Below are 24,237 nucleotides of genomic sequence, written 5' to 3'. Positions count from 1 at the left end.
ATGAAACGTTTTGAAGAGCTTTTTGCCGAATTGCAGGAAAAGGCCAGAACCGGGAATCCGGATTCCGGAACCGTAAGGGCCTTGGGGTATGGTAAACATTTTATCGGAAAAAAAATTCTTGAAGAGGCCGGAGAGGTCTGGATGGCTTCCGAATACGAAGGCCGGGAAAAAACCGCTGAGGAAATTTCCCAGCTCCTTTACCATATTCAGGTCATGATGCTGGCCTGTGACTTAAGCCTTGAGGATGTTTATAAATATTTATAAAAGGAAAAACCATGCTACAGATTGCTTTACCCAATAAGGGAAGCCTTTCCGAAGACAGTGTGCGCCTTGTCCGGGAGGCGGGATATAACTGCCGTCGTCTGGGCAAGGAGCTGATCATTTCCGATGTGGAGAACGGGATTGATTTCTTCTTTTTGAGACCTAAGGATATTGCCGTTTATGTCCGTAAAGGCATTCTTGCACTGGGCATTACCGGCAGGGATCTTGCTCTGGATTCCGGGGCAGATGTTGTGGAGATACTGCCCCTTCATTTTGGAAAATCAAAATTCTGTTATGCGGTTCCCGAAGACAGCCCCATTACACCGGAAACCCTGGAAGGGAAACGTATTGCCACAAGTTATGCGGCTCTGGTGTCAAAGGATCTTGAAAAAAGGGGGGTCAAGGCTGAGATTGTGCCTCTGGATGGTGCTGTGGAAATTTCCATCCGCCTGGGTGTTGCAGATCTCATTGCCGATGTGGTGCAGACGGGAAAAACCTTAAAGGATGCCGGTCTTAAGGTGGTGGGGGATGTGATTTTAAACAGTGAGGCTGTGCTGGTGGGACAGGATGAAGCCGTGCTGGAAAATCCTCTGGTGAAAACCTTTGTGGACCGGCTGCAGGGCATTGTCGTGGCCAGGGATTATGTCATTGTGGAATATGACGTGCCAGAAAATCTTCTGGATCAGGCCTGCCGCATCACACCGGGTATAGAATCCCCTACGGTTTCTCCCTTGAGCAAAAAGGGCTGGATGGCGGTCAAGGCCATGGCAAAGAAGAAAGAAGTCAATGGAATCATGGATGCACTGACGGAGCTGGGTGCCAGAGGTATCATGGTTCTGGATATCCGTACCTGCAGGATTTAAAGGAGAGATATTTTGGAAAAGGCAAAGGCCCTGATTCTTACCCATACGCCTGAGCCGGAACGCATATGTGCGGCTTCGGCCCGGATATCCACCAAAGAGGGATCTGCAACCACCATCTATGAAGAAACCCGTCGGGAAAATATCGGTGGGCTGATCCGCAATGTCATGGGGCTTGGTCACCGGTCCATTGCCGAACATGCCGTGTTTACCCTTGCCTTTGAGGATGTTTCCGTTTTTTTTGAGCAGTATCTCATTGAGTTTCGTCTGGCGGCCTACACCGTAAAGTCAAGGCGTTATGTGGATTATGCTTCAATGGGCTGGATGCGTCCGGATTTCCGGTTTGAAAGGGCAGGGTTTGATAAAGGGGCCTTCATTGCTGCCTATGAAAGCCAGATGAAAACTCTCTTTGATGCCTATGCCCGTCTGACTTCTCTGGGTATTCCCAAGGAAGATGCCCGTTTTCTTCTTCCCTGCAGTTTCCGCAGTCATATTTACTGCACCATGAATGCAAGGGAGCTTTTGCATTTTCTCCGGACAAGCATCCATGGCCGGGGGAAAATGTATCCTGAGATTCTGAGCCTTGGAAAAAAAATTCTGTCTCAGGCAGAAGAAATATTGCCGGATGTTTTTCAGGGGCTGGAGAAGGAAGGCTTTGGGGCGCAAAATCAGGAAAAAGCTGCTGTGATGACAGAATACAGCAGGGCTGTAAAGGATGCACTGCCGGAAGTCAGGCTGATGTGGGGCCCTGAAGATGGTGAAGAAAGGGTGGCCCTTGCAGCCCTGATGTCGGTCGGCTGGGGACCCGATGCCGCTTCTGCCATGCTTGGGCAGGATCCTCGCTTGAAAAAAAGGCTCATTGCGTCTGTATTGTCCGATTCCAGACCCCGTGAGCTGGAACAGGTGAACTATACCTTCCATATTCCGGGAATCAGCCTTGCCGGTCTGACCCATATCACCCGCCACCGTATTCAGGGACTTGTGGTACCGGATTTTTCCCATTTCGGGAGGCAGGGCATGGTTTTGCCCGGATCGGTTTCTTCACATCCTGAAGCACTGGCTGTTTACAGGGATGCTGTAGCCGGAAGTGATGCCCTCTGGCATATGGCCCTTGAAGGGGGCCTTGTGCCCGAAGACAGGGTGTATCTTTTGCTGGCGGGAAATACCATAGATATTTTTTCCACCATGAATGCAAGGCAGCTCTATCATTTTCTGCGCCTTCGCACCTGTTTCCGTGCCCAGTGGGAAATAAGGGAGATTGCATGGAAGATGCGGGATCTTCTGGTGAAAAGGACACCGGGTCTGTTCATGGCTTCCGGGCCGGGGTGTATGAGGGATGGAAAATGTCCTGAGGGGCGGATGTCCTGCGGACGCATGGCCGAAGTGAAGGCCCGGATTGCCCTTCAATAACTCAGATGTAATTATTCAGCATAGTTTTTCATATCATACCTGCAAGACAGATGCACAGGCTCCAGGCTATTTGCCCGTGACGCAATCTTATTCGGGAGCTTCTTGCCCTGTGCGGAAGCGGCAAAAACTCCCCGCCACAGGCAGGATAAGCTTTTTGCTTACCATAGCAGGCTTAAGCACGCTGCCTCTGTGGCGGCTCAGACAGTTTGCCGCTTCTTTCGCACAGGCCTGCAAAGCTCTGATCCGAAACGATTGCAATGTCACTTTCAAATAGCCTCGGAGCCTTGCAACAGTACGAAGTTGCTGCAATGACAGCATTGGCAGTTCGAAATAAATTGTGCTGAATAATTACACTCAGATAATGATGTCTCCGGGTTTTGATTGTTTTTCCGTATTCATTTTTTTGGGCGCGTAAAAATGACAGGGCTGGCCGGAACTTCTGAAGACCACAAGGGAGGGAATTTCCCGGCTTTTAAAATTTAAGCCCCTGCAGCCATGGGGAAAACGGGGCTCCCAGGTGACGTAGTAGTGGCGGCAGCGGTGGCAGTTGATGCGTCTGGGCTTGTTTTTCATTGTTTTTACAATTGGATAAATGTGATAAATATACTCTGATCATGCTGCTTGAATGGGGACGGGTAAGGAAAAACCCCGTCTTTTTTTGCCTGTAAGGATTCAGTTTGACAGATTGCAGCACACTTTTCAATTGTACCTTATTTCTTTGTTTTTGATATGGCAAGATTGCCGGGGTTTTTTTCATGATTGAAAAAAAGATTCTCTGGAATTTAAAAAAATTTCAGACATATAACCATGAGCGGCAGCGGATGTTTGCCGAGGCAAGCCCGAGGGAGGCCAATCAGATTCTTTATCTGCTTCCCTGGATGCTCAGCGTCAATCATCCGAAGGTTCCGGGATATATGAAAAATGCAGAAAAGACTTTCAGGGTTTACGGCATTGACCGCTGCATGAATATCCGGAAAAAAGACGCTTTTTTCTGCCGTATGTTTGGTGTGGGTACTGACCTGCTGTTTCAGAAACAGGAAAGCTTGCTGATTGAAGGCCTCTATTCCATCGGGAGCGCAGGTACTCTGGCCCAGACGGCAGACTCGGACTGCGATATATGGATCTGCTGTGACAGCCGGATGATTGGCAAAGAAGGATGGAAAGCCCTTCAGAAGAAAATCAATATCATTAAAGACTGGCTGGATACGAACTGCCGGATGCCGGTTTATTTTTTTCTTTCGGATCTTGAAGCCATACGGCGGGGGGATTTTGGTCAGGCTTTGGATGAAAGCTCCGGCTCTGCCCAGAAAAATGTTTTAAAGGAAGAATTTTACCGTACTTTCATTGTAATTATGGGCAAGGTCCCTTTCTGGTGGGTCTGCTGGGACAGGGACGGAGATATGCCCTATGGGAGTACCTGGAAGCAGCTGGAAGAGAACAGACGAATCAGTGATGAACTGGTCAATCTGGGAGATATTGAAAAAGTTTCTTCCCGTGAATTTCTTGGTGCGGCACTCTGGCAGTTGCATAAATCCCTTACCAGCCCACTGAAATCCGTCATCAAGATGACGCTTCTGCGCATGTATCTGGATCGTCCTGACGAGGCCCTGCCCTGCCAGCGTTTCCGGGATCAGGTTTTGCGGGGGGAAAGGGATTTCCAGGATCCCATGGGCTTTTCCATGGAACTCATCCTTGAGGAGTACGGCAGGGATCTTCCTCCTGCAGAACATCAGTTGATGGTGCGATGCTTTTATCTCCGCTGTGGCCTGACGGCCTTTGAGCAGAAAAAGCCCATACGGAAAGAGCAGACCCGCCGCTTTGTGAGTATTGCAGGGCTTTCAAGGGAAGCCTGCTTTGAACTGGATACCTTTGAAGAATGGGATGCAGCCCGTCAGATGCGGTTTGGCAAAGAAATGCTGCTGCGGCTCTTTCGTTTTTATGAGGATATTGTCCGCCGGGCAAAGGGTGTTGCCAGTATGATGGACACCCGGGATCTTACGGTACTGGGGCGGAGAATAACGGCCATTTATCAGAAAAAAGAAGATAAGGTGGTCCACCTTCCAAGGCCGGGGTATGCCTTTAACCTCAAGTCCCTTGAATTTGTCTGGATGGAGGATCACTGGAATCTGTATCCCGGATCGGACCGTAAGCTTCCCTTTCTTGCGGGTGCAGATATCCTAGAAGCCGTTACCTTTGCGGTCTGGAATGGTCTTTACAACCGGACACGCATGCGCATGGAGCCCAATCCTTCCAGCGTAAGCCTTCAGGAGATCATCAATCTTTCTGAAAAAATAAAAGATATTTTTGGGGTGTGCGATGTGGCAGAAAGGGATGCGGATGTTTTTTTAAGGGCGGAACGATTTACCAAGGTGCTGGTGGTTATCAGTTTTGAAAAAAGTCCCTATTCAAAGGATATTAATGATCTTGGGGTTATTTTTTCCAATGCATGGGGTGAAATATATGTGCGTCGTTTTCAGTCTCCCTTTGCCCTAACATCGTTTATGCGTCAGTACAGAAAAGGCAATCCCGGACTTGAAGTCTACTATTATCTGCAGCGCAATGCCTCATACTATGAAAAGATTATTGAAAGAACCAAGCGGCTCACGGCACTTTCCCTGAGCTCCGGTCCTTTATGATCTGGTTGTTTTTCCGGAGAAGAATTCTATGCATAAAACCCTTGCGGAACAGGCCCGGGCAGGCCTTGAAAAACTGATCGTTTTTAATATCCTTGAAACAAGAAAGATGTATTCTGAAAAGCAACTGGCCATGCGTCTCGGCCTTGGGCGGACGCCAGTGCGGGAAGCCTTGCAGCGCCTTTCCCATGACCGCATGGTAATGATCCATCCCCGCCGGGGTATCCAGATAGTCAAGTTAAGTGTGGATGAACAGCTTCGGCTTCTGGAAGTGAGAAGGGCCATAGAAGGGGCCTGTGTGCATCATGCAGCCATGCGGGCGACTGAGGAACAAAAAATAAGAATGCGGATGCTGGCAAATGCCATCATGGAAGCTGCCATGGAAGATGACGATGCAGAGGTGCTTGTCTGTCTGCGGGAAATACATGATGTACTTGTGGAGGCAACGCAGAATCTTTTTTTTGCCCAGGCCATGAGTCCGCTCCTCAGCCGGTCCCGACGGTTCTGGTTTATGAACAAAGGGACTTCGGACTCACACAGGGGTGCAGGTCTGTACAGAAAAATTCTTGATGGGGTATCCTGTGGAGATTCCGACAGGGCTGTCCAGGCTTCCATGGAGCTGATGGATTATCTGAAGGCATTTGCTGAAAGCAGGCAGGAAAGTGGAATTGCGTAGGAAAAAAATGTTGCGGAATGCCGGACTTGAACCGGCACGGGTCTCCCCACTGCGCCCTCAACACAGCGTGTCTACCTATTCCACCACTTCGGCTTAAATTTTTAATGGCGTCCCCAAGGGGATTCGAACCCCTGTCGCCGGCGTGAAAGGCCGGTGTCCTGGACCGGGCTAGACGATGGGGACGCATGTGGTGGTGGGGGGAGGATTTGAACCTCCGAAGGCTTGGCCGACAGATTTACAGTCTGTTCCCTTTGACCACTCGGGAACCCCACCGGATTCATGATTATTACGCTTTATAACCCGGCTGTTCCATGGGTTGCTGGTATGGCAAGGTAAAAAAATGGTACCGAAGGCCGGACTTGAACCGGCACGGGTCTCCCCACTGCGCCCTCAACACAGCGTGTCTACCTATTCCACCACTTCGGCATATTTTTAAGCTTTATTCTGCAGGAGTTTCCTGTGCTGCAGGCTGGCTTACTGTCGTAGCCGGCATTACCGAACTTTCCTGTTTGTTGCCGGACATATAAGCCAGACTCAAGGAGGTCAGCATGAACATGATTGCTATACCCGTTGTGACTTTTCCCATCATGCTCTGACCGCCGGAAGGCCCTAAAAGTGCCTGGCTGGATCCGCTTCCAAAAGCTGCGCCCATTTCTGCACCCTTACCGGCTTGTAACAGGACAACAACTATCAGGCTGAGGCATATAATAATATGAAGCGTAACAAGCAGTGTGGTCATAAATCAAATCCGTTTCTGATCAGGGATACGAAGGTTTCAGGATTCAGGCTCGCGCCGCCCACAAGGGCACCATCTACGTCTTTCATGGACATTAAGTCCTTGATATTGGATGGTTTAACGCTGCCACCATACAGAATCTCCGTCTGCTTGGCAAGGTCTTTTTCAAGGCCTGTTTGAAAACAGTCTGCCAAAGTTTCCCGTAAAAAAGCATGGACCTCCTGAACCTGATCCACACTGGCCGTTTTTCCGGTTCCGATGGCCCATATGGGCTCATAGGCAAGGACCAGAGAATTAACGCCCGTTACGGAGAGGCCTTTTACCGCTTCCCGTACCTGTTTGTCAAGCACTTTGAATGTCTGCCCCTCATTTCTCTGGGAGTCACTTTCTCCTATGCAGAGAATGACCCCCATTTCATGCTGGAATGCAGCCTTCATTTTAGCCTGTACCATGGCATCGCTTTCATTTGCCATGGCCCTTCTTTCGGAATGGCCAACGATGATAAGGTCGCAGCCACAGGCCTTAAGCATGGGGGCTGAGACTTCGCCCGTAAAGGCTCCCTGGGCTTCGCTGTGAACGTTCTGTGCAGCCAGAAGCAGTTGGGTCTGGGCCAGTCTTTCCCTTACGGGAACAAGGGCAGGAAAGGGTGGTGCCAGCGCCACACTGGAATGATCCGGGAGTCTGCCCAGTGCCGTGGCGATGGCTGCCGCATCTTCAGCAGCTTCTGCCGGTGTTTTGTGCATTTTCCAGTTGGCCACAATGAGTTGTTTCCGGTCCATTGCCTTGCCTTTCCTAAAAGCAGATTTATGAATTTTTTCCCATGAAAGCCGCCAGATCCACCATGCGCTGGGAATAACCTGTTTCATTGTCATACCAGGCCAGAACCTTCACCATGTCTTCTCCCATGGTTTCCGTGGTGGGGGCATCCACTACGGAAGACAGGGGGCAGCCATTGAAGTCCATGGAAACCAGAGGCTTTTCTTCAAAGCCGAGGATGCCTTTTAAGGGGCCTTCACTGGCTGCTTTCAGGGCGGCATTTACATCTTCCTTACGAAGCCCCCTGCGCTCCGTATTCACCACCAGATCAATCATGGAAACATTGGGGGTCGGCACACGGATGGAGAGGCCGTTGAGCCTGCCCTGCAGCTGGGGAAGGACCAGTCCCACCGCCTTGGCAGCACCCGTGGTGGTGGGAACCATGGAGAGTCCTGCCGCCCTTGCCCTCCGAAGATCCTTGTGGGGGAAATCCAGTATGCGCTGATCACCGGTGTAGGAGTGAATGGTGGTCATAAGGCCCTGACGGATGCCGAAACTGTCCATGAGTACCTTGGCAACGGGAGCAAGGCAGTTGGTGGTGCAGGAGGCATTGGAAACGATGAAGTGCTTTTCGGGATCAAAGGTGCTTTCATTGACGCCCATGACAAAGGTGGCATCGGGGTTTTGTCCCGGTGCAGAAATGATGACACGGCTGGCACCGGCCCTGAGGTGGGCTGCGGCCTTTTCCCTGTCCCGGAAAACGCCCGTGCATTCAGCAATAATGTCTATTTTAAGATCTTTCCAGGGCAGCTCCGCAGGATCCTTTGCAGCAAAAAAGGGAATGCTGCGGCCATTGACAATAATGGCATCTTCCCTTGCCTCAATATGGGCGTCAAGTCTGCCATGGACAGAATCATAGCTCAGAAGGTGGGCCATGGTTTCCGGTGTGGTGAGGTCATTGATGGCAACGATTTCCACATCCGGGTGCTGCATGGCACAGCGGAAGACCACGCGGCCGATACGGCCCAGGCCATTAATGGCGACTTTTACAGGCATGATTGCTCCTTGAATGGTAGTATTTAAAGATGTTTCATCATATTCATGGCATCCGTACCATCGGGGTAATATCCCTTGCGGATGCCGTTGGGAATAAAACCCTGACTCCGGTAGAAGTTCAGGGCTTCTGTATTGTTGCAGGCAACTTCAAGAAAAAGTACAGGCCACGGGGAGGCTGCAGCCTTTCTGGATGCTTCTTCCATGAGAAGGGTGGCCACTCCCTGCTTTCTGTATTTGGGATGGCTTGCGATTTTAAGTATTTCCATACCGTCAGCCATCTGTCTGGCGCAGAGATAACCCATCAGTTTGCTGTTGTTTTCGGCAATACATGAAAACCCGTTGGGAATGCGGATTTCCGACATGAAATCCTGATTTTTCCATGGATGCGGAAAAATATCTTTTTCAAGATCTGCGACGGAGAGAAGGTCGCTGTCGCCCATGGAGCGGATATGAATCCTATCCCTTCTGTGCACTGCGGGGCATTCCTTTAAGTACACCGCTGGCCAGGGTGATGCTGCGTTTTCCGTGGGCTTCCAGCTGGGTGCCGATTTCATGGATGGGTACGCGTTTTCTTAAGCTGATGGCACGGATCAGAAGGGGGAGGTTGACACCGCTGATGACCTCTATTCTGCCTTCTTCCAGAAAGGAATAGCTGAGGTTGGAAGGGCTGCCGCCGAACATGTCCGTGAGAATGAGAAGCCCTTCTCCCTGATCCATTTTTTTTAAGGTTTCAGCGATGGTTTTTCGTATTGTATCGGCATTTTCTTTAATGTTGACAGATACGGCGGCAACATTCTGGGACTTTTCTCCCAGAATGAATTCGGCAGCTTCAATCAGGGCCTGACCGAGCTGGCAGTGGGTGACTACGGTAATTCCTATCATGGATATTTATTTCCCCGGTTAAGGGTTTCTATCAGGTGGAGGCGGATTGGCGGAGGATGTCTCTGTGGCTGATGCCAATCTGGCCGACCCGTCCCTGCAGGTACTCAAAGATACGGCGGGCAATGGCCACGGATCTGTGGCGGCCGCCGGTGCAGCCAATCCCCAGGGTGAGGTAGGCTTTGCCCTCTCTTTTATACAATGGGATCAAATAGTCAAGGAGGTCGAGGTACTTTTGTAAAAAGATCCGGGTTTCTTCCTGGGAGAGGATGAAGTGCTGAATGGCAGGATCTTCTCCCGTAAGATCCCGTAAATCCGGATTGAAATAGGGATTTGCCAGAAAACGGACATCCATGAGAAGATCCATATTCCGGGGCAAACCATATTTGAAACCGAAACTTAAAAGATCCACCCGGAGTGTGTCCGTGGAAATACAGTGCTGGGCAATGCCCATGATAAGGGCTTTGAGGGCGTGGACCGTGGTTTCCGATGTATCGATGACCTGGTCGGCACTTTCCTTCAGGGGGCCCATGCGCCTGATTTCTTCCCGTATACTGTCCATAAGGGAGGTGGTCTGGGACAAAGGATGCTGACGGCGGGTCTGGCTGAAACGGTCGAGCAGTACATCTTCCCTCGCATCCAGAAAAATCAACTGAAAACTCCAGCCCAGTTGCCGCACCTCTTCAAAAATCCTTGCGTGATTTTCAATAAAGCCCTTTTCCCGGATATCCATGATAAAGGCAAGGCCGTTGAAATCTGCCGTGTCACTGTGGATGCGGAGCTCCAGGAATTTGGGAAGAAGGGCTACGGGAAGATTGTCCACACAGTAAAAACCCGCATCTTCCAGGGCTGCGGCAGCCGTGCTTTTTCCGGAGCCGGAAAGCCCCGTTACAACAATGATTTTTCCGTTGGCGTCCATGGAGATCCACTTTATATGTCAGGTTATGATGGGGCAGATGATATGGCTGTATCCTGCCTCACCGTTAAAAAAAATTAAAAATCTTCGTCCATGGGGGCAATGGCTTCTAAAACCATTTCTGGACTTGAAGCCTGACGGAGTCTGTTTTTTACGGAGGGTTCCCGCAGGAGTCTGGATATTCTTGCCAGAATTTTCAGATGAAGGCCCGTTTCGGCAGCCGGTGTCAGAATGACAAAAAAAAGGTGGACCGGCCGGTTGTCCATGGCGTCAAAGGAAACGCCCCTGCGGCTTTTCCCAAAGATCAGAAAGATATCTTCAAGATTGTCCAGCTTGCCGTGGGGAATGGCAATGCCATCGCCAATGCCCGTACTTCCAAGCCTTTCCCTTTCCATCAGTACCTGCATAAGCGCTTCCTTTGACGGTGCGGAAGTCTGGCTGAGGGGGGCAAGCAGCTCCTCTAAAACAGCAGGCTTGTCTTTGGCCTGCAGGTCGGTGAGGATGGTGTCTCTTGTCAGAATATCCAGAAGTTTCATTGTTTTACCTTTTGATCATACGGCAGACCTGAGTAGATACGGGCAAAAGGCCTGTCCTTTTGTCGCTTAGGGCAGGCCTTTTGGTCTTCATCAGGCCATGGGCTGAATCAGTCCCAGATCTCCGTCTTTTCTTCTGTAAACAACATTGACCTGCTCTGTGCGCGCATCGGTGTAAACGATAAAATCCCTGTCGGATATCTTAAGCTGCATGGCGGCCTCTTCGGCATCCATGGGTTTGAAGGGCATGGATTCAATGACAAAACCGGTATCTTTGGCTGTTTCCGGATGTAAAGCATCCTCATCCGCCTCCCGGATGCTTTCTGCAACAGCCATGGCTGCTTCAGCACCTTTGATGCCGCCCTTGGAAACGGGACGTTTTTCACGGGTTTTTTCTTTGGTTCTGCGGATCTGGTTTTTCAGTTTGTCCACCACCAGATCCAGGGCTGCATACATGTTTTCCGTTTCTTCCGTGGCCTGAAGATTCAGACGGTCACAGGTAATGCGCACATCCACAATGTGGCGTATTTTTTCCACAGACAGAACCACCTGGGCTTCGGCGGGACCGTCAAAATGCTTGTCCAGTCTGGAGAGCTTGCTGGTGGCGTAATCTTTCAGTGCTTCGGAGGGTTCGATGTTCTTGAAGGTTACGGATGTCTTCATGGGTGTTCCTCCTGCATGGGATGTTGGTGAAAGCAGATGGGCTTTCATAATAAGGACTGAAGTAATTATTCAGCACAGTTTATTCTGAACTGCCAATGCTGTAATTGCAGCAGCTTCGTACTGTTGCAAGGCTCCGTGGCTATTTGCAAGTGACATTGCAATCGTTTCGGATCAGAGCTTCGCAGGCCTGTGCGAAAGAAGCGGCAAACTGTCTGAGCCGCCACAAAGGCAGCGTACCAAGGCTTGCTATGGTAATAAAAAAGCGCATCCTGCCTGTGGCGGTGAGTTTTTGCCGCTTCCGCACAGGACAAGAAGCTCCCGAATAAGATTGCGTCACGGGCAAATAGCCTGCCTGGGGCCTGTGCATCTGTCTTGCAGGTATGGTACTTGGAAAACGATGCTAAATAGTTACGGACTGAAAGTAAAAGTCTGCGGTCTCTTATGCCGTCAATACTGCCTGCGTTTGCTTGACGGAAGAATCTTTAGTATTTCCCTGTATTTGGCAATGGTTCTTCTGGCGATGTTTATATTGTGTTCCTTTTCAAGGATTTCGGCAAGCTTAAGGTCACTGTAAGGTTTTTGCGGGTCTTCGCTTTCCACAAGCTGTTTGATTTTATCAAGGACACTGGCCGATGCCATGGCCTCGCCTTCCACCCGGCTGATGGAGCTGTTGAAAAAATATTTGAGTTCAAAAAGACCCTGGGGCGTATAGGCATATTTATTGGTCGTGACCCGGCTGATGGTGGATTCGTGCATCTGTATGTCCTGGGCCACATCCCTGAGAACCATGGGTTTGAGGTGGGCAATGCCCTTTTCAAAAAAATCCCTCTGGAAACGGACAATGCTTTCCATCACATTGTAAATGGTTTTTTGCCGCTGCTGTATGCTTTTGATCAGCCAGGAGGCGGAACGCATTTTTTCCTGAAGATATTCTTTGGTTTCTCCTGAAACCTTTTCCCCTGTTCTCATGGCTTTTTTATAATAGGGGTTAATGTGCAGCCTTGGCAAGCCATCATCATTCAGGCTGATGAGAAAGTCGTTGCCATGTTTGTAGACATAAATATCCGGGGTGATATAAACGGGGGCTTCATGGTGGTATTCCCTGCCGGGTTTGGGTTCTAAGGACCGGATAAGGGAAACGGCAGCAATAACGGTTTCAATGGACAGTTTCAGGCTTTTGGCGATGGCCTTGAAGTTTTTATTTTCAAGGTGCTTTAAATGTTGGGATATGATTTTTTCCACCACATCCGATGCAATGCCAAGGCGTTTGATCTGCAGCAGCAGGCATTCCTGGAGGTTTCTCGCAGCAACACCCGGAGGGTCAAAGGACTGGACCAGCCTCAGGGCTTCCAGCACCTGGCGTTCCGGGCAGTCACTGACCCCCACGATATCCTCAACACCGGTGTCAAGGTAGCCATCCGTATTGATGTTGCCGATGATAAGGCCTGCAAGCTGCTGGGTCCGGATGTCTGCTCCTGTCATGGAAAGCTGCCAGAGGAGATGCTCGTGCAGGGTTTCTTTTCCCGATATGAAGTTTTCATAGCGGGGGGCTTCCCTTTCCTCGGATTCAAAATGCACCCGGCCCGTACTGCTGTATTCATCCAGATAGCTGTCCCAGTCTGTTTCCGCACTTACCTTTTCGCTGATTTCAATTTCCTGAAGGGAGTCTTCCGAAGCAGGTGTTTCACTGACTTCCGGTGTCTCTGCATCCGGAGCCTCCATGCGTTCTTCCAGGGCGGGGTTCTGTTCCAGTTCCTGCTGAATGGCGTCCACCAGCTCAAGGCGGGAAAGCTGAAGCAGCTTGATGGCCTGCTGGAGCTGGGGCGTCATGACAAGCTGCTGGGTCAGTTTCAGTTGTTGTCGGAGTTCTATGGCCATTTTATAACCGGAATCCGTCTCCTAAGTAGGTTTTTCGGGCTACGGGACTTGCGGCGATGGCGGCAGGCGATCCTGACTCCACCACCTTGCCTGAGTGCAGGATGTAGGCATGATCGCAGACACCAAGGGTTTCCCGTACGTTATGGTCAGAAATCAGAACACCGATACCCCGGTTGCTCAGATAGGTAATAATATTCTGTATATCACTGACGGCCATGGGATCAACCCCTGCAAAGGGTTCATCCAGAAGAACAAAGGAGGGGTCCGTACACAGAACCCTTGCAATTTCAAGCCGTCTTCTTTCTCCCCCGGAGAGAACCGTGGCCATCTGGGGGGCCAGATGGCGTATGCCCAGCTCATCCAGAAGGGATTCTGCCTTCTGCCTGCGTTCCCATCGGCCCATATCCAGATTCTCAAGGATAATGAGAATGTTATCCAGAACGGACAGTTTTCTGAAGATGGAAGCCTCCTGGGGCAGATAACCGATGCCATGGCGTGCCCGCATGTACATGGGATAATCCGTCAGGTTTTTATCGTCAAGGAAAACCCTGCCTCCGTCGGGCCGGATCAGGCCAACGGCCATATAAAATGTGGTTGTTTTTCCGGCTCCGTTGGGGCCGAGAAGACCGATGACCTGCCTGCTTTCCACATGAAGGGAGACCCCGTCCACCACTTTCCGGTCGCCGTATTTTTTTTCAAGCTGATGGAGTTGCAATATGGGCATGGAAGATCTCCTGATGTCAGAAAGGCATGGCTCCGGATCCGGGAAGCAGGGAACCTGAAGCCCCGCCTGAAATTTCGATCTCACCGGTTCTGCGGTTAAAACGGATTTCCGGCCCCTGCAGCATATTCCCGTTGCGTTCCATGCGTGCCGGGTTTCCCGTGAGTATGATCAGCTCATCTGTGCTTGTGTACAGAGCCTTGTCTCCATGGGCACTGCCATCCGCCTGAACAAGCCTTACATGACCTTCGGCAATGGCCTTGTCAATTCCGGGCTCGGAGCCATGACCTGTTTCATCTTCTTTTTTTTCTTCCGCCCTGTAGTAAAGGGTCATGGTATCAGCCATGATTTCCGTTTCAGACTGGGTCACATGGACATTGCCAGACAGAACAAGGGTGTTTTTATTCAGATCCCAGTGCTGCCTGAGGGCCTTTGCCGTCATGGGGGGGGATTCCCTGTTCTCCGGGGCTGTTTCCCTGAGGGTGGTCGGGGCTTCGCTGCTGCCTTCCACCTCCATCTGGTTTTGAATGCGGTCAAAACGGATGACGCTGCCACGGATATGCAGGGCCGGGTGCAGGAGTTCTGCAGGTCTGCCTTCAAGCAGAAGTTTTTGGGTCTGGCTTTCATACATGGCCGTGTCTGCGCTGGCCCGGATCTCTTCGCTGAGCAGACGGACCCTGCCTTCGGCCCGTAGGCTTTTCAGGCTTTCTGCGGACAGGGGCTTTTTGGTCTCCATGGGGTAAAAAAAGATGCTTATGTTTTCTGCCTCCAGACTTCCCTGCTCCCCCGAAATTCTGGCTTCTCCCTCCATGAAAATTTTTCTGGACTCCGTATCCCACATCTGCTGCATGCTTTCAAAACGGATGAGGGGAGGGGAATCTGCTGATACATTGAAAATAATTAAAAAAAAGAAGACAGCAAAGAGGATTCCTGGAAAAAGAGACGGCTTGTACCCAGGTGTATGGGAGGCATATTTCACGGCGAAATCTGTCTTTTGTGTGCAGGGAGAGCCCGGTATTTTCATCGACCGGACCCAGAGCGCAGGGGCTGGCTTATGGAGATGGCATGGCGCCATGGAGCTTTCCTTTCACATTGCCTTTAAAGCGGATCAAGCCGTCTGACATATCATAGGAGAGGGTGTCCGACAGGATGCGGAGGCCCTCGCTTTCCACCGTTACCGGTACCGGTGACAGGATGAGGTTTTCTTTGGCCCTGTATTCCATTTTTTCACTTTTAACAATATATTCTGGATGTTCTATCCTTACTTCGCCTTCAAGCAGCATATCCCGTGTATGGATATTTACAAAACCTGAAAGGGCAGAGGCCCGGATGGGAGTCCGGTCTTTTGTCATATAGCTGGCTTTCACATCTTCCAGAGATGCAGCATCTGCTTTCCGGTCATAGTCTGCCCTTTCTGCGCTGAGGGTCCAGATCACTCTGTCTTCTTCCGTTGCCGTATGCCGGAAACGGGTCAGGGTAATATCAGAACGCTGCAGCAGGGCCTCCGGTGGCAGTGGCGCACGGAACCGTTCCATAAGAAAAAGTACTGCCGTGGTGAGGAGCAGGCCGCTTACAAAAAAAAGCAGAAAACGTCTTTTCCGATAGCCGGGCTTCATTCCTGAAAGCGTTCCACGATGGTGGGCCAGAGGTCTTTTTCCTTGAGGATGGCCTCACAGACCTCCCTTACGGCCCCCCTGCCTCCGCAGGCTTTTGTGGTGAAGTCTGCCATCTCCCTTACTTCTGAAACTGCATCGCATACGGTGATGGAAACACCGACCCGCCTCATCAGCCCCATGTCCGGAAGGTCATCTCCCATGAAGGCCATGGCTTTCGGCAGGATGCCTGTTTTTTCTTTTATTTCAGGAAGAAGGGCTGCCTTGTCCCTTACGCCGTCCCATATGAGTTCAATGTTTAAGTTTTTAAGCCTGTGCCGCAGGGCAGGCGCTGCCCTGCCCGTAACAATCCCCACCCGGATTCCCGCATCCATGAGCATGCGGAGCCCCAGACCGTCTCTGACGTTAAATACCTTTATTTCTTCACCGCTGTCGCTGTAGATGACGGAACCTGTGGTGAGGATACCATCCACATCGAGGAGCAGCAGGGAGATGGCGGTAAAGGAAGATTTCATGGGCTGGATTCTCCAAGGATGGCTTTAATGGCACAAAGCTGATCCAGAAGTCCGGGCAGCGAGGAAAGGTGCAGGGAATTGGCCCCATCGCAGAGGGCTTTTTCCGGTTCAGGATGTACTTCGATGAAAAGGCCGTCCGCCCCTGCTGCCATGGCACTGCGGGCCAGTACCGGAGCAAATTCCCTCTGGCCGGAGGAATGGGTGCCTGCACCTCCGGGAAGCTGCACGCTGTGGGTGGCATCGAAAATTACCGGATAGCCAAAGTTTTTCAGGATGGGGATGCTGCGGAAATCCACCACAAGATTGTTGTAACCAAAGCTTGCTCCCCGTTCCGTAAGCATGATTTGACTGGCACCGGATTCCTTTAGCTTGGTGACCACATTTTTCATGTCCCAGGGGGCGAGGAACTGGCCTTTTTTTACGTTGACGGGTTTTCCCGTGCGGGCGGCTGCGGCAAGAAGGTCTGTCTGGCGGCAGAGAAAGGCGGGGATCTGTATGATGTCAAGAACTTCTGCGGCTGCATCCGCCTGTTCCGGAAGATGGATATCTGAAATGACGGGAACTTCGAACGCTTTGCCTACGGTTTCCAGTATGCGCAGTCCTTCATCCATACCCGGCCCGCGGAAAGAGGTGATGCTGCTGCGGTTGGCCTTGTCAAAGGAAGCCTTGAAGACCAAGGGGATCTGTCTTTTTTCTGTCTCTTTTTTCAGGAATTCGGCAATCTGAAGACAGAGGTCCAGGCCCTCAATGGCGCAGGGGCCTGCAATGAGCAGCATGGAATTATTTGAAGAAGGAAATATTGCTTCTGGTAATTGGTTTGCCATAGGGTCTCTTTCTCTTTTTTCTGACTGCAGCAGAGATTGTTTTTTTCTTGAAGGTATTCCTAACGCCCCCATATGCAAAAGTCAAGCCGATGCCTTCTCCCATCCCCGGCGCATCTTTGTTTTTCCTTCTTAATACCCTTGATTCCCCATTGGTGAGCTGGTATGAATGCCAGCGGCATAATGCTTGATAAATTCATTTCAGGAAGGGGAAGGGAAGATGAAAAAAAATGAAAAAAAAAACAGGGGCTGGCTGGTTTTGCCCCTTCTGTTTTTTTTTATAGCCGGTATAGGCTGGCTGATTATTACCTGTTTTGAAGGTCGCTCCCCTGAGCTTGATTTGAGACTGGCCTCGGACAGTCTTGGGGAAGATGCCGTTATTTCAATTGACTTCAGGGATGAAGGCAGGGGGGTTAAGGAAGTTCAGGTTTCTTTTTTTAAAGATGGCAAAAATCATGTGCTGGAACAGAAAATCTTTCCTGCCACTTCCCTTCTGGGGGCCACGGGTGTGGACCATGTCCGTGTGGACCTTCCCTTCAAGCCCTCTGCGCTGGGTATCTCCGATGGTGTGGGAACCTTAAGAATCCGTGTGCGGGATGCTTCCCTCAGGGGGGGCTTCAAAGGAAATGTGGCTTATCTGGAAAGGGAGGTTCGGGTGGATACAAGGCCTCCGGAGATCCGTGTGGTGACAAGGCGTCATTACCTTGCCCATGGCGGGTCCGGGCTTGTGGGCTACCGTCTTTCCGAGCCTGTGGTGCGCAGCGGTGTCAAGGTGGATGGCAAATTTTTTCCCGGCCATGGCGGCTTTGGTCCGGAGAAGGATGTTTATCTGGCCTTTTTCGGACTGCACCATGAGCCTGGTTCCGGCTCGGAGATTTTTATTATTGCCGAAGATTTTGCCGGTAACAAAGGAAGGGCCGGTTTTCCCCACCATGTAAATGCAAGGCGTTTCCCCGAAGATAAAATCAATATCAGTGATCGTTTTCTCAACTGGAAAATGCCGGAGTTTCAGATTCCGGGAGGAGATCCGGACTCTCCGCTGGAAAAATTCCTTAAGGTGAATAACCTTTTGAGGGATAAAAATGAGAAGGTTATTTTTGCTGCTACTGAAAAATCAGAATCTGCCATTCTCTGGGACAGACATTTTCTTCCCCTGCCTGCGGCTGCCAACAGGGGGGGCTTTGCAGACAGAAGAATCTATTTTTATAATGGCAGGGAAATTGACAGGCAGTTTCATATGGGGATTGATCTCGCCTCCATTGCCCAGTCACCCGTTCCTGCAGCGGCTTCAGGCAAGGTGGTGATGACCGAAACCGTTGGCATTTACGGCAGAAATGTTATTCTGGACCATGGATGCGGTCTTTTTACCCACTATGCCCATATGAGCCAGATTGACGTTGCCGTGGGTGATCGGGTGAAACGCGGAGATACACTGGGCCTGACGGGTGTTACGGGTATGGCAGGTGGAGATCATCTGCATTTTGGTGTCATCATCCATAATACCTTTGTGAACCCCATTGAGTGGCTGGATGCCAACTGGGTTGAAAACAATATATTATCAAAACTTCGTGATATTGAGGCCGGTATTTAGGGCTCCGTATACAATTTTGGTCTGATGGCGAACAGCCTGATGATGAAAGGATCAACATGGGAACTTTTGAGGTGAATAAGACATACCGCGAGATCAATGACAGGATTGCCTCAGGCAGGGCCGTAGTTGTCACCGCAGAGGAAATGATTGATATTGTAGAAAATGACGGGCCTGTCAAGGCCGCCCAGAGGGTGGACGTGGTTACCACCGGAACCTTTGCGCCCATGTGTTCGTCCGGTGCTTTTATCAATTTCGGCCATGCCCAGCCCACCATCAAGGCATCTAAAACCTGGTTTAATGGTGTGCCCGCCTATGGGGGGCTGGCCGCTGTGGACTGTTACATCGGTGCTACGGAACCCACAGAGGAAGACCCCCTTAACAAGGTTTATCCCGGTAATTTCAATTATGGCGGCGGCCATGTGATTGAGGATCTTGTTGCAGGAAAAACCGTACACATGCGCTCCGAAGGATATGGAACCACCTGCTATCCCAACCGTTTCTTTGAAAAGGATCTGACCCTTGCGGATCTGCCCCAGGCCCTTCTCTGTAATCCGAGAAACGGGTATCAGAATTATAACTGCGCCATCAACACCACCAAAAAAACCATTTATACCTATATGGGCACCCTGAAACCCCGGATGGGAAATGCCAACTACTGCAGTGCCGGTGCCCTAAGCCCCCTGATGAACGATCCCTGCTACCGGACCATCGGTCTTGGAACCCGGATTTTTCTTGGTGGCGGTGTGGGCTATGTCACCTGGTGGGGAACCCAGCACAAGCCCCAGGCTCCCCGAACGGAACAGGGGGTTCCCACAACGCCTGCGGGTACCCTCTTTGTCATGGGAGATATGAAGCAGATGAAGCCCGAATGGCTGCGGGGAGCCAGTATGCGGGGGTATGGCTGTACCCTTTCTTTAGGTCTGGGGATTCCCATTCCCATTCTCAATGAGGAAATGGCCCGGTTTACGGGAGTGAAGGATTCGGATATCTTTACCCAGGTGGTGGATTATGCCATGGATTATCCCAATGGGGTTTCCCGCAGCTATGGACAGGTGAGCTATGAAGAACTGAAAAGCGGCAGCATTACGGTGGAAGGCAAGGTGATTCCCACCGTCCCCCTTTCCAGCATGGTCAGGGCCAGAGAGGTGGCTTTCATTTTAAAAGAATGGATAGAAAGGGGTAAGTTTTTTCTGGGAGAGCCCCAGTTCCTTCTTCCCGGACCTTCTTAGCGTTTTTTACCCTCTTTATCGTAATATAAAGAGGGTTTTTTATGCAGGAAAACGCAGAGAACCCTGAAATTCTGCCATTTTTTTTATTGACCCCTGATGAAGGTACTTTGTGTGAAAACTCAGACAAGCGCAGAAAATATGCAGATGAAGCCACCAAAGGCTTCTGCCTGGCGTGAGAATGTGGAAGCCATTGTCATTGCCGTGGTTCTGGCCCTGATGATCCGGACTTTTGCGGTTCAGGCCTTTAAAATCCCTTCGGGCTCCATGCTGGAGACCCTTCAGATCGGGGATCATATTCTTGTCAACAAGCTGGCCTATGGCCTGAATGTTCCTTTTTTCGGCGAGGCCGTTCTTGGGGGGAAAATGCCAGGCCATGGCGATGTCATTGTTTTTGCCTATCCCGAAGACAGCAGCAAGGATTTTATCAAGCGGGTTGTGGGCGTTGAAGGTGATGTCATTGAAATACGGGACAAACAGCTTTACCGAAATGGCGAAGCGGTGCGGGATGAATCCTATGCAGGATATATTGATCCAAATATTTACCGCAGGGAACTCAGCCCAAGGGATAATATGGGACCTGTGCGGGTTCCCGAAGGCAAGCTGTTTACCATGGGGGACAACAGGGACAGCAGCAGCGACAGCCGATTCTGGGGCTATGTGGATATCCGGGAGCTGAAGGGACGGGCCTTTATGATCTACTGGTCCTGGGATGGAGAGCGTATGCGGCCCCGCTGGGATCGCTTGGGGAATTTTATTTCCTGAAATAAGTCCCTGTTTTCAGGGGCATTGGAGGGGTATGTATTTCAGCAGAAAAGACATTCTGGATATTGCCTCCCTTTCTGTGGAGGAAATGACCCATATTCTGGATACGGCTCAGGGCATGAAGGAGATTTCCTTAAGACCTGTGAAAAAGGTTCCGACCTTGCGGGGCAAAACCCTGATTCTTTTTTTCCATGAAGCCAGCACAAGGACAAAGACTTCCTTTGATATTGCAGGCAAACGCTTAAGTGCCGATGTCATTGCCCTTGCCAAAAGCGGTTCCAGCATGGCCAAGGGTGAAAGTCTTCTGGATACGGTAAAAACCCTTGAGGCCATGCAGCCCGATGTGGTGGTCATGCGCCATGGCACTTCCGGGGCGGCCCGTTTTATTGCAGGCCACCTGAAATGCGGGGTGATCAATGCCGGTGACGGCAGGCATGCCCACCCGACCCAGGCCCTGCTGGACATGATGACCATCCGTGAAAAAAAAGGCCGGATTGCCGGACTCAAGGTAGCCATTATCGGAGATATTGCCCACAGCCGCGTGGCACGCTCCAATATGGAAGGTCTTGTGAAGATGGGGGCCGAGGTGCGGGTGGCAGGACCACCGACCATGATACCCAAGGGCATTGAAAGTTATGGGGTAAAGGCTTTTTTTTCCGTGGACAAGGCGCTGGAGGGAGCCGATGTCATCATTATGCTCCGTATGCAGAAGGAACGCATGAATAACGTTCTCTTTTCCACGGAAAGGGAGTATGCCAGAGAATTCGGACTCAGTGAAAAAAGAGTATCCATGGCCCATCCCGATGCCGTGGTGCTCCATCCCGGCCCCATGAACCGGGGAGTGGAAATTTCTGATACCGTGGCAGACGGCTCCCGTTCAGCCATTCTGGATCAGGTTGAAAACGGCGTGGCCCTGAGAATGGCCCTTTTTTATCTCTTGTCAGGAGGTGTACGCAATGCGGATGAAGATTGAAAACGGCCATGTTCTGGATCCGGGTCACATTGACGGGCTACGGGATATCTGGATTCTTGATGGCCGGATTGAGGCTGTCACGGAACCCGGTACATGCATGGAAAAGGCGGACGAGGTGCTGGATGCTGCGGGGCTTTTTGTGACGCCGGGTTTGATTGATATGCATGTCCACCTCAGGGAGCCGGGGCAGGAATACAAGGAAACCATAGAAAGCGGTTGCCGCGCTGCCGTGAAGGGCGGATTTACGGCCGTATGCTGCATGCCCAATACCCGGCCTGTGAATGATCATGCAGGAATCACATCCTGGATTGTGCAGCAGGCAGAGAAAGCCGGTCTTGCGAGGGTCTACCCCGTGGCTGCCATTACCGGAGGGCTTGGAGGGCAGCAGCTGAACGAATATGCCGATCTTAAAGCTGCCGGTGCCATTGCCCTGAGTGACGACGGGATGCCCGTGGTGGACGGGCAGACCATGCGCAGGGCCATGGAATATGCGCAGGCCTTTGATCTTTTCATCATCTCCCATTGTGAGGATCTGAGTCTTGTGGCTGGCGGTGTGATGAATGAGGGCGCTGTGGCCACACGGCTGGGCCTTGGGGGGATTCCCAATCTTTCCGAATCCCTCATGGTGGAAAGGGAGATCGGTCTGGCTGAACTGACGGGAAGCCGGGTCCACATTGCCCATGTCAGCACCCGGGAATCGGTACGGGCCATCCGGCAGGCCAAGGCAAGGGGCGTGCAGGTGACGGCAGAAACGGCCCCCCATTACTTCTGCCTTACGGAAGAGGCTGTGGGCGAATATGATACCCTTGCCAAAATGAACCCGCCCCTGCGCAGTGAAGCGGACCGGAAAGCCATCATCGAAGGTCTGCAGGATGGCACCCTGGACTGCATTGCCACGGATCATGCACCCCATGCACCCATGGAAAAGGAAGTTCCCTTTGATGAGGCCCCCAATGGTATTATAGGCCTTGAAACTTCCCTTGGATTATCCCTTAAGCTGGTGCATGATGGTTCGATATCCCTTGGGGATCTTGTCCGTCTGATGAGTAAAAATCCGGCCCGCATCCTTGGCATGGGCAATGATCTGGTTCCCGGAGCCCCTGCGGATCTGACCCTGATGGACATCAGGGCTTCCTGGACAGTGGTCCCTGCATCCTTTGCCTCTTTAAGCAGAAATACACCCTTTGGGGGATGGCAGCTTAGGGGACAGGCCGTGGGAACCATTGTGGGCGGAAGGCTGGTATATAAAATATGATGGGTAAAGTAATGAAGCGGTATGGGAGATCTTTTTATGGGTGAAGAAAAGCATGGGCACAAACATATTCTGGTGGTGGATGATGAACTCAGCATGCGGGAATTCCTTGAGGTGATGCTGACAAGGGAAGGCTATGACGTCACCGTAGCGGAAAATGGTGCGGCTGCCCTGAAATGTCTGGATACAACCCCATACGACCTTCTTTTGAGTGATATCCGCCTTGGGGATATGACGGGGCTGGATGTGCTGCGGGCGGCCAAGGCGAAAAAGTCCGATGCCCCAGTGATTCTTATATCTGCCTATGCCACCACGGAAACGGCCGTGCAGGCCATGAATGCCGGTGCCTATGATTACCTGCCCAAGCCCTTTGCCAACAAGGAACTGCTTCTCACCATCCGCAATGCCTTAACCATGCGTACCCTTGAGGAAGAACGCAGGGCCATGGCCCATACCATGGAAAAGAAGCTGCGTTTTGGCCGGATTATTGGAGAAAGTCCGGAAATGCAGCGTATTTTTGAGCGCATCACCCAGGTGGCCGCCACCCGGACCAGTGTATTGATTTCAGGAGAGTCGGGCACGGGTAAAGAGCTGATCGCCAGGGCCATCCATGATGCATCGCCAAGGGCTTCCAAGGCCTTTGTGGTGGTCAATTGCGGGAGTATACCGGAAAATCTCATGGAAAGTGCTTTTTTTGGCCATAAACGCGGGTCTTTTACCGGTGCCAGCACAGATCAGAAGGGTTTTTTTGAAGCCGCCGACGGTGGTACCGTCTTTCTGGATGAGATTTCTGAGCTGCCTCTGGCCCTGCAGGTCAAGCTTTTACGGGCACTTCAGGAACGTAAAATTCTTCCCGTGGGTGGCACCCAGGAAGTTCCCGTTGATTTCAGAATTATCTCCGCAACCAACCGCAGCCTTGAAGAGGCCGTGATTGTAGGTAAATTCCGGGAGGATCTGTTCTACCGCCTGAACGTCATTGAAATCCGTTTGCCGCCCTTGCGGGAGCGCAGGGAAGATCTGCGCATGCTGGCCCAGCACTTTCTTGATAAATATGCAAAGGAGATGGGAAAGGATGTTACCAAACTTTCCTCCTACGCCATTGACCTTCTCCAACGCTATGATTTTCCGGGGAATGTCCGGGAGCTTGAAAATCTCATTGAGCGTTCCGTGGCCCTTTCATCCACCAATATTATTCTTCCCGAAAGTCTTTCCCTTTCCTTCCACAAAAGGCGTAAAATTCATAGGGAAGATGGCGCTGCTGTGGATACGGAGGCCATGGAGGATGTGGCTTCAGGCGTTCAGCTGGATGATATCCTTGAGCGCATTGAAAGAAGGTATCTGGAAAAAGCTCTGGATCTTACCAGAGGAAACAAGCAGAAGTCGGCGGATCTTCTGGGAATTACCTTCCGGTCCATCCGCTACCGCCTAAGTAAATACAATATCGAGTGATGAGGATTTTTTTTTTTTCACCTTATCCCCGTAAGGAAGATAAGGTGAAAAGAA

The 24,237-nt window shown here is 51.2% G+C and carries 26 protein-coding genes and 4 tRNA genes; 11 read left to right on the top strand and 19 right to left on the bottom strand.

What is annotated here, in order from left to right:
• Genes LZ24_RS00560 through thyX form a run of 3 tightly spaced genes read left to right on the top strand, consistent with a single transcriptional unit; the run spans position 1 to position 2,531 of the window.
• Positions 1 to 264, top strand: a complete 264-nt coding sequence (locus LZ24_RS00560; protein ID WP_144681230.1) for a phosphoribosyl-ATP diphosphatase — start codon at positions 1 to 3, stop codon at positions 262 to 264.
• An 11-nt stretch (positions 265 to 275) separates the two neighbouring features.
• The gene (gene hisG, locus LZ24_RS00555) at positions 276 to 1,124 is read left to right on the top strand and encodes an ATP phosphoribosyltransferase (RefSeq protein ID WP_144681228.1); all 849 of its coding nucleotides are present in this window, start codon (positions 276 to 278) and stop codon (positions 1,122 to 1,124) included.
• 12 nt (positions 1,125 to 1,136) lie between these two features.
• On the top strand, positions 1,137 to 2,531 hold the full coding sequence (thyX, locus tag LZ24_RS00550) for an FAD-dependent thymidylate synthase (protein WP_144681226.1): 1,395 nt from the start codon (positions 1,137 to 1,139) through the stop codon (positions 2,529 to 2,531).
• Between the two features lie 354 nt (positions 2,532 to 2,885).
• Here thyX and LZ24_RS00545 read toward each other — a convergent pair whose 3' ends face one another.
• Positions 2,886 to 3,104: a uracil-DNA glycosylase gene (locus LZ24_RS00545; RefSeq protein WP_144681224.1), complete on the bottom strand. Its 219-nt coding sequence runs from the start codon at positions 3,102 to 3,104 to the stop codon at positions 2,886 to 2,888.
• Positions 3,105 to 3,286: 182 nt separating this feature from the next.
• Between LZ24_RS00545 and LZ24_RS00540 the strand changes: the two genes are divergently transcribed.
• Both LZ24_RS00540 and LZ24_RS00535 read left to right on the top strand, forming a co-directional pair.
• Positions 3,287 to 5,167, top strand: a complete 1,881-nt coding sequence (locus tag LZ24_RS00540) for a class I adenylate cyclase (protein ID WP_144681222.1) — start codon at positions 3,287 to 3,289, stop codon at positions 5,165 to 5,167.
• Between the two features lie 28 nt (positions 5,168 to 5,195).
• On the top strand, positions 5,196 to 5,840 hold the full coding sequence (locus LZ24_RS00535) for a GntR family transcriptional regulator (RefSeq protein WP_144681220.1): 645 nt from the start codon (positions 5,196 to 5,198) through the stop codon (positions 5,838 to 5,840).
• A gap of 11 nt (positions 5,841 to 5,851) precedes the next feature.
• On the opposite strand, the gene LZ24_RS00530 is transcribed toward LZ24_RS00535, so the two are convergent.
• The 18 genes from LZ24_RS00530 to kdsA form a co-directional block, all read right to left on the bottom strand.
• Positions 5,852 to 5,933: transfer RNA gene (locus LZ24_RS00530), tRNA-Leu, on the bottom strand.
• Between the two features lie 12 nt (positions 5,934 to 5,945).
• Positions 5,946 to 6,023, bottom strand: a tRNA-Glu gene (locus LZ24_RS00525).
• A 5-nt stretch (positions 6,024 to 6,028) separates the two neighbouring features.
• Positions 6,029 to 6,113 (bottom strand) — tRNA-Tyr (locus tag LZ24_RS00520).
• Between the two features lie 68 nt (positions 6,114 to 6,181).
• Positions 6,182 to 6,266 (bottom strand) — tRNA-Leu (locus LZ24_RS00515).
• A 13-nt stretch (positions 6,267 to 6,279) separates the two neighbouring features.
• On the bottom strand, positions 6,280 to 6,579 hold the full coding sequence (gene secG, locus LZ24_RS00510) for a preprotein translocase subunit SecG (protein ID WP_144681218.1): 300 nt from the start codon (positions 6,577 to 6,579) through the stop codon (positions 6,280 to 6,282).
• The gene (gene tpiA, locus LZ24_RS00505; protein WP_144681216.1) at positions 6,576 to 7,355 is read right to left on the bottom strand and encodes a triose-phosphate isomerase; all 780 of its coding nucleotides are present in this window, start codon (positions 7,353 to 7,355) and stop codon (positions 6,576 to 6,578) included. Before tpiA ends, secG begins: the two co-directional genes overlap by 4 nt.
• Before the next feature lie 25 nt (positions 7,356 to 7,380).
• Positions 7,381 to 8,388, bottom strand: a complete 1,008-nt coding sequence (gene gap / locus LZ24_RS00500; protein ID WP_144681213.1) for a type I glyceraldehyde-3-phosphate dehydrogenase — start codon at positions 8,386 to 8,388, stop codon at positions 7,381 to 7,383.
• A gap of 23 nt (positions 8,389 to 8,411) precedes the next feature.
• Positions 8,412 to 8,861, bottom strand: a complete 450-nt coding sequence (gene rimI / locus LZ24_RS00495; RefSeq protein WP_186442840.1) for a ribosomal protein S18-alanine N-acetyltransferase — start codon at positions 8,859 to 8,861, stop codon at positions 8,412 to 8,414.
• Positions 8,845 to 9,270: a PTS sugar transporter subunit IIA gene (locus LZ24_RS00490; protein ID WP_144681209.1), complete on the bottom strand. Its 426-nt coding sequence runs from the start codon at positions 9,268 to 9,270 to the stop codon at positions 8,845 to 8,847. Before LZ24_RS00490 ends, rimI begins: the two co-directional genes overlap by 17 nt.
• Before the next feature lie 31 nt (positions 9,271 to 9,301).
• Positions 9,302 to 10,186, bottom strand: coding sequence for an RNase adapter RapZ (rapZ, locus tag LZ24_RS00485; protein ID WP_144681207.1), 885 nt, complete (start codon positions 10,184 to 10,186; stop codon positions 9,302 to 9,304).
• A gap of 74 nt (positions 10,187 to 10,260) precedes the next feature.
• Entirely contained in the window at positions 10,261 to 10,719 is a 459-nt protein-coding gene (locus LZ24_RS00480; protein WP_144681205.1) for a PTS sugar transporter subunit IIA, read from the bottom strand.
• Between the two features lie 90 nt (positions 10,720 to 10,809).
• On the bottom strand, positions 10,810 to 11,379 hold the full coding sequence (gene hpf, locus LZ24_RS00475) for a ribosome hibernation-promoting factor, HPF/YfiA family (protein WP_144681203.1): 570 nt from the start codon (positions 11,377 to 11,379) through the stop codon (positions 10,810 to 10,812).
• Between the two features lie 447 nt (positions 11,380 to 11,826).
• Positions 11,827 to 13,257, bottom strand: coding sequence for an RNA polymerase factor sigma-54 (rpoN, locus tag LZ24_RS00470; protein WP_144681201.1), 1,431 nt, complete (start codon positions 13,255 to 13,257; stop codon positions 11,827 to 11,829).
• Between the two features lies 1 nt (position 13,258).
• A complete protein-coding gene (gene lptB, locus LZ24_RS00465; protein ID WP_144681199.1) occupies positions 13,259 to 13,981 on the bottom strand; it encodes an LPS export ABC transporter ATP-binding protein in 723 nt (240 codons plus the stop codon).
• 16 nt (positions 13,982 to 13,997) lie between these two features.
• Positions 13,998 to 14,819, bottom strand: coding sequence for an LptA/OstA family protein (locus tag LZ24_RS00460; protein ID WP_222427479.1), 822 nt, complete (start codon positions 14,817 to 14,819; stop codon positions 13,998 to 14,000).
• A gap of 211 nt (positions 14,820 to 15,030) precedes the next feature.
• Positions 15,031 to 15,594, bottom strand: a complete 564-nt coding sequence (gene lptC / locus LZ24_RS00455) for an LPS export ABC transporter periplasmic protein LptC (RefSeq protein ID WP_144681195.1) — start codon at positions 15,592 to 15,594, stop codon at positions 15,031 to 15,033.
• Positions 15,591 to 16,106 carry a KdsC family phosphatase gene (locus LZ24_RS00450; RefSeq protein ID WP_144681193.1) on the bottom strand — a complete coding sequence of 172 codons (516 nt, stop codon included), beginning with the start codon at positions 16,104 to 16,106 and terminating at the stop codon, positions 15,591 to 15,593. The genes lptC and LZ24_RS00450 overlap by 4 nt, the downstream gene beginning before the upstream one ends.
• Complete coding sequence (gene kdsA / locus LZ24_RS00445; RefSeq protein WP_144681191.1) at positions 16,103 to 16,930, bottom strand: 3-deoxy-8-phosphooctulonate synthase; 828 nt, start codon at positions 16,928 to 16,930, stop codon at positions 16,103 to 16,105. Before kdsA ends, LZ24_RS00450 begins: the two co-directional genes overlap by 4 nt.
• A gap of 217 nt (positions 16,931 to 17,147) precedes the next feature.
• On the opposite strand from kdsA, the gene LZ24_RS00440 reads away from it, so the two are divergent.
• From LZ24_RS00440 to LZ24_RS00415, 6 genes are all read left to right on the top strand, one after another.
• Positions 17,148 to 18,518 carry a M23 family metallopeptidase gene (locus tag LZ24_RS00440; protein WP_144681189.1) on the top strand — a complete coding sequence of 457 codons (1,371 nt, stop codon included), beginning with the start codon at positions 17,148 to 17,150 and terminating at the stop codon, positions 18,516 to 18,518.
• A 56-nt stretch (positions 18,519 to 18,574) separates the two neighbouring features.
• Positions 18,575 to 19,747: a homocysteine biosynthesis protein gene (locus LZ24_RS00435; RefSeq protein WP_144681186.1), complete on the top strand. Its 1,173-nt coding sequence runs from the start codon at positions 18,575 to 18,577 to the stop codon at positions 19,745 to 19,747.
• Positions 19,748 to 19,858: 111 nt separating this feature from the next.
• Complete coding sequence (gene lepB, locus LZ24_RS00430) at positions 19,859 to 20,509, top strand: signal peptidase I (protein WP_342779228.1); 651 nt, start codon at positions 19,859 to 19,861, stop codon at positions 20,507 to 20,509.
• A 34-nt stretch (positions 20,510 to 20,543) separates the two neighbouring features.
• A complete protein-coding gene (locus LZ24_RS00425; protein WP_144681184.1) occupies positions 20,544 to 21,482 on the top strand; it encodes an aspartate carbamoyltransferase catalytic subunit in 939 nt (312 codons plus the stop codon).
• Positions 21,466 to 22,737, top strand: a complete 1,272-nt coding sequence (locus tag LZ24_RS00420) for a dihydroorotase (protein ID WP_144681182.1) — start codon at positions 21,466 to 21,468, stop codon at positions 22,735 to 22,737. The genes LZ24_RS00425 and LZ24_RS00420 overlap by 17 nt, the downstream gene beginning before the upstream one ends.
• A 21-nt stretch (positions 22,738 to 22,758) precedes the next feature.
• Entirely contained in the window at positions 22,759 to 24,183 is a 1,425-nt protein-coding gene (locus LZ24_RS00415; RefSeq protein WP_246118486.1) for a sigma-54-dependent transcriptional regulator, read from the top strand.
• Positions 24,184 to 24,237: the final 54 nt, after the last annotated feature.

It is taken from the genome of Desulfobotulus alkaliphilus (assembly GCF_007830435.1).
Lineage (GTDB): Bacteria > Desulfobacterota > Desulfobacteria > Desulfobacterales > ASO4-4 > Desulfobotulus > Desulfobotulus alkaliphilus.
Note: the sequence above shows the minus strand (reverse complement) of the source record. Positions and strands in the feature narration are given on the sequence as shown.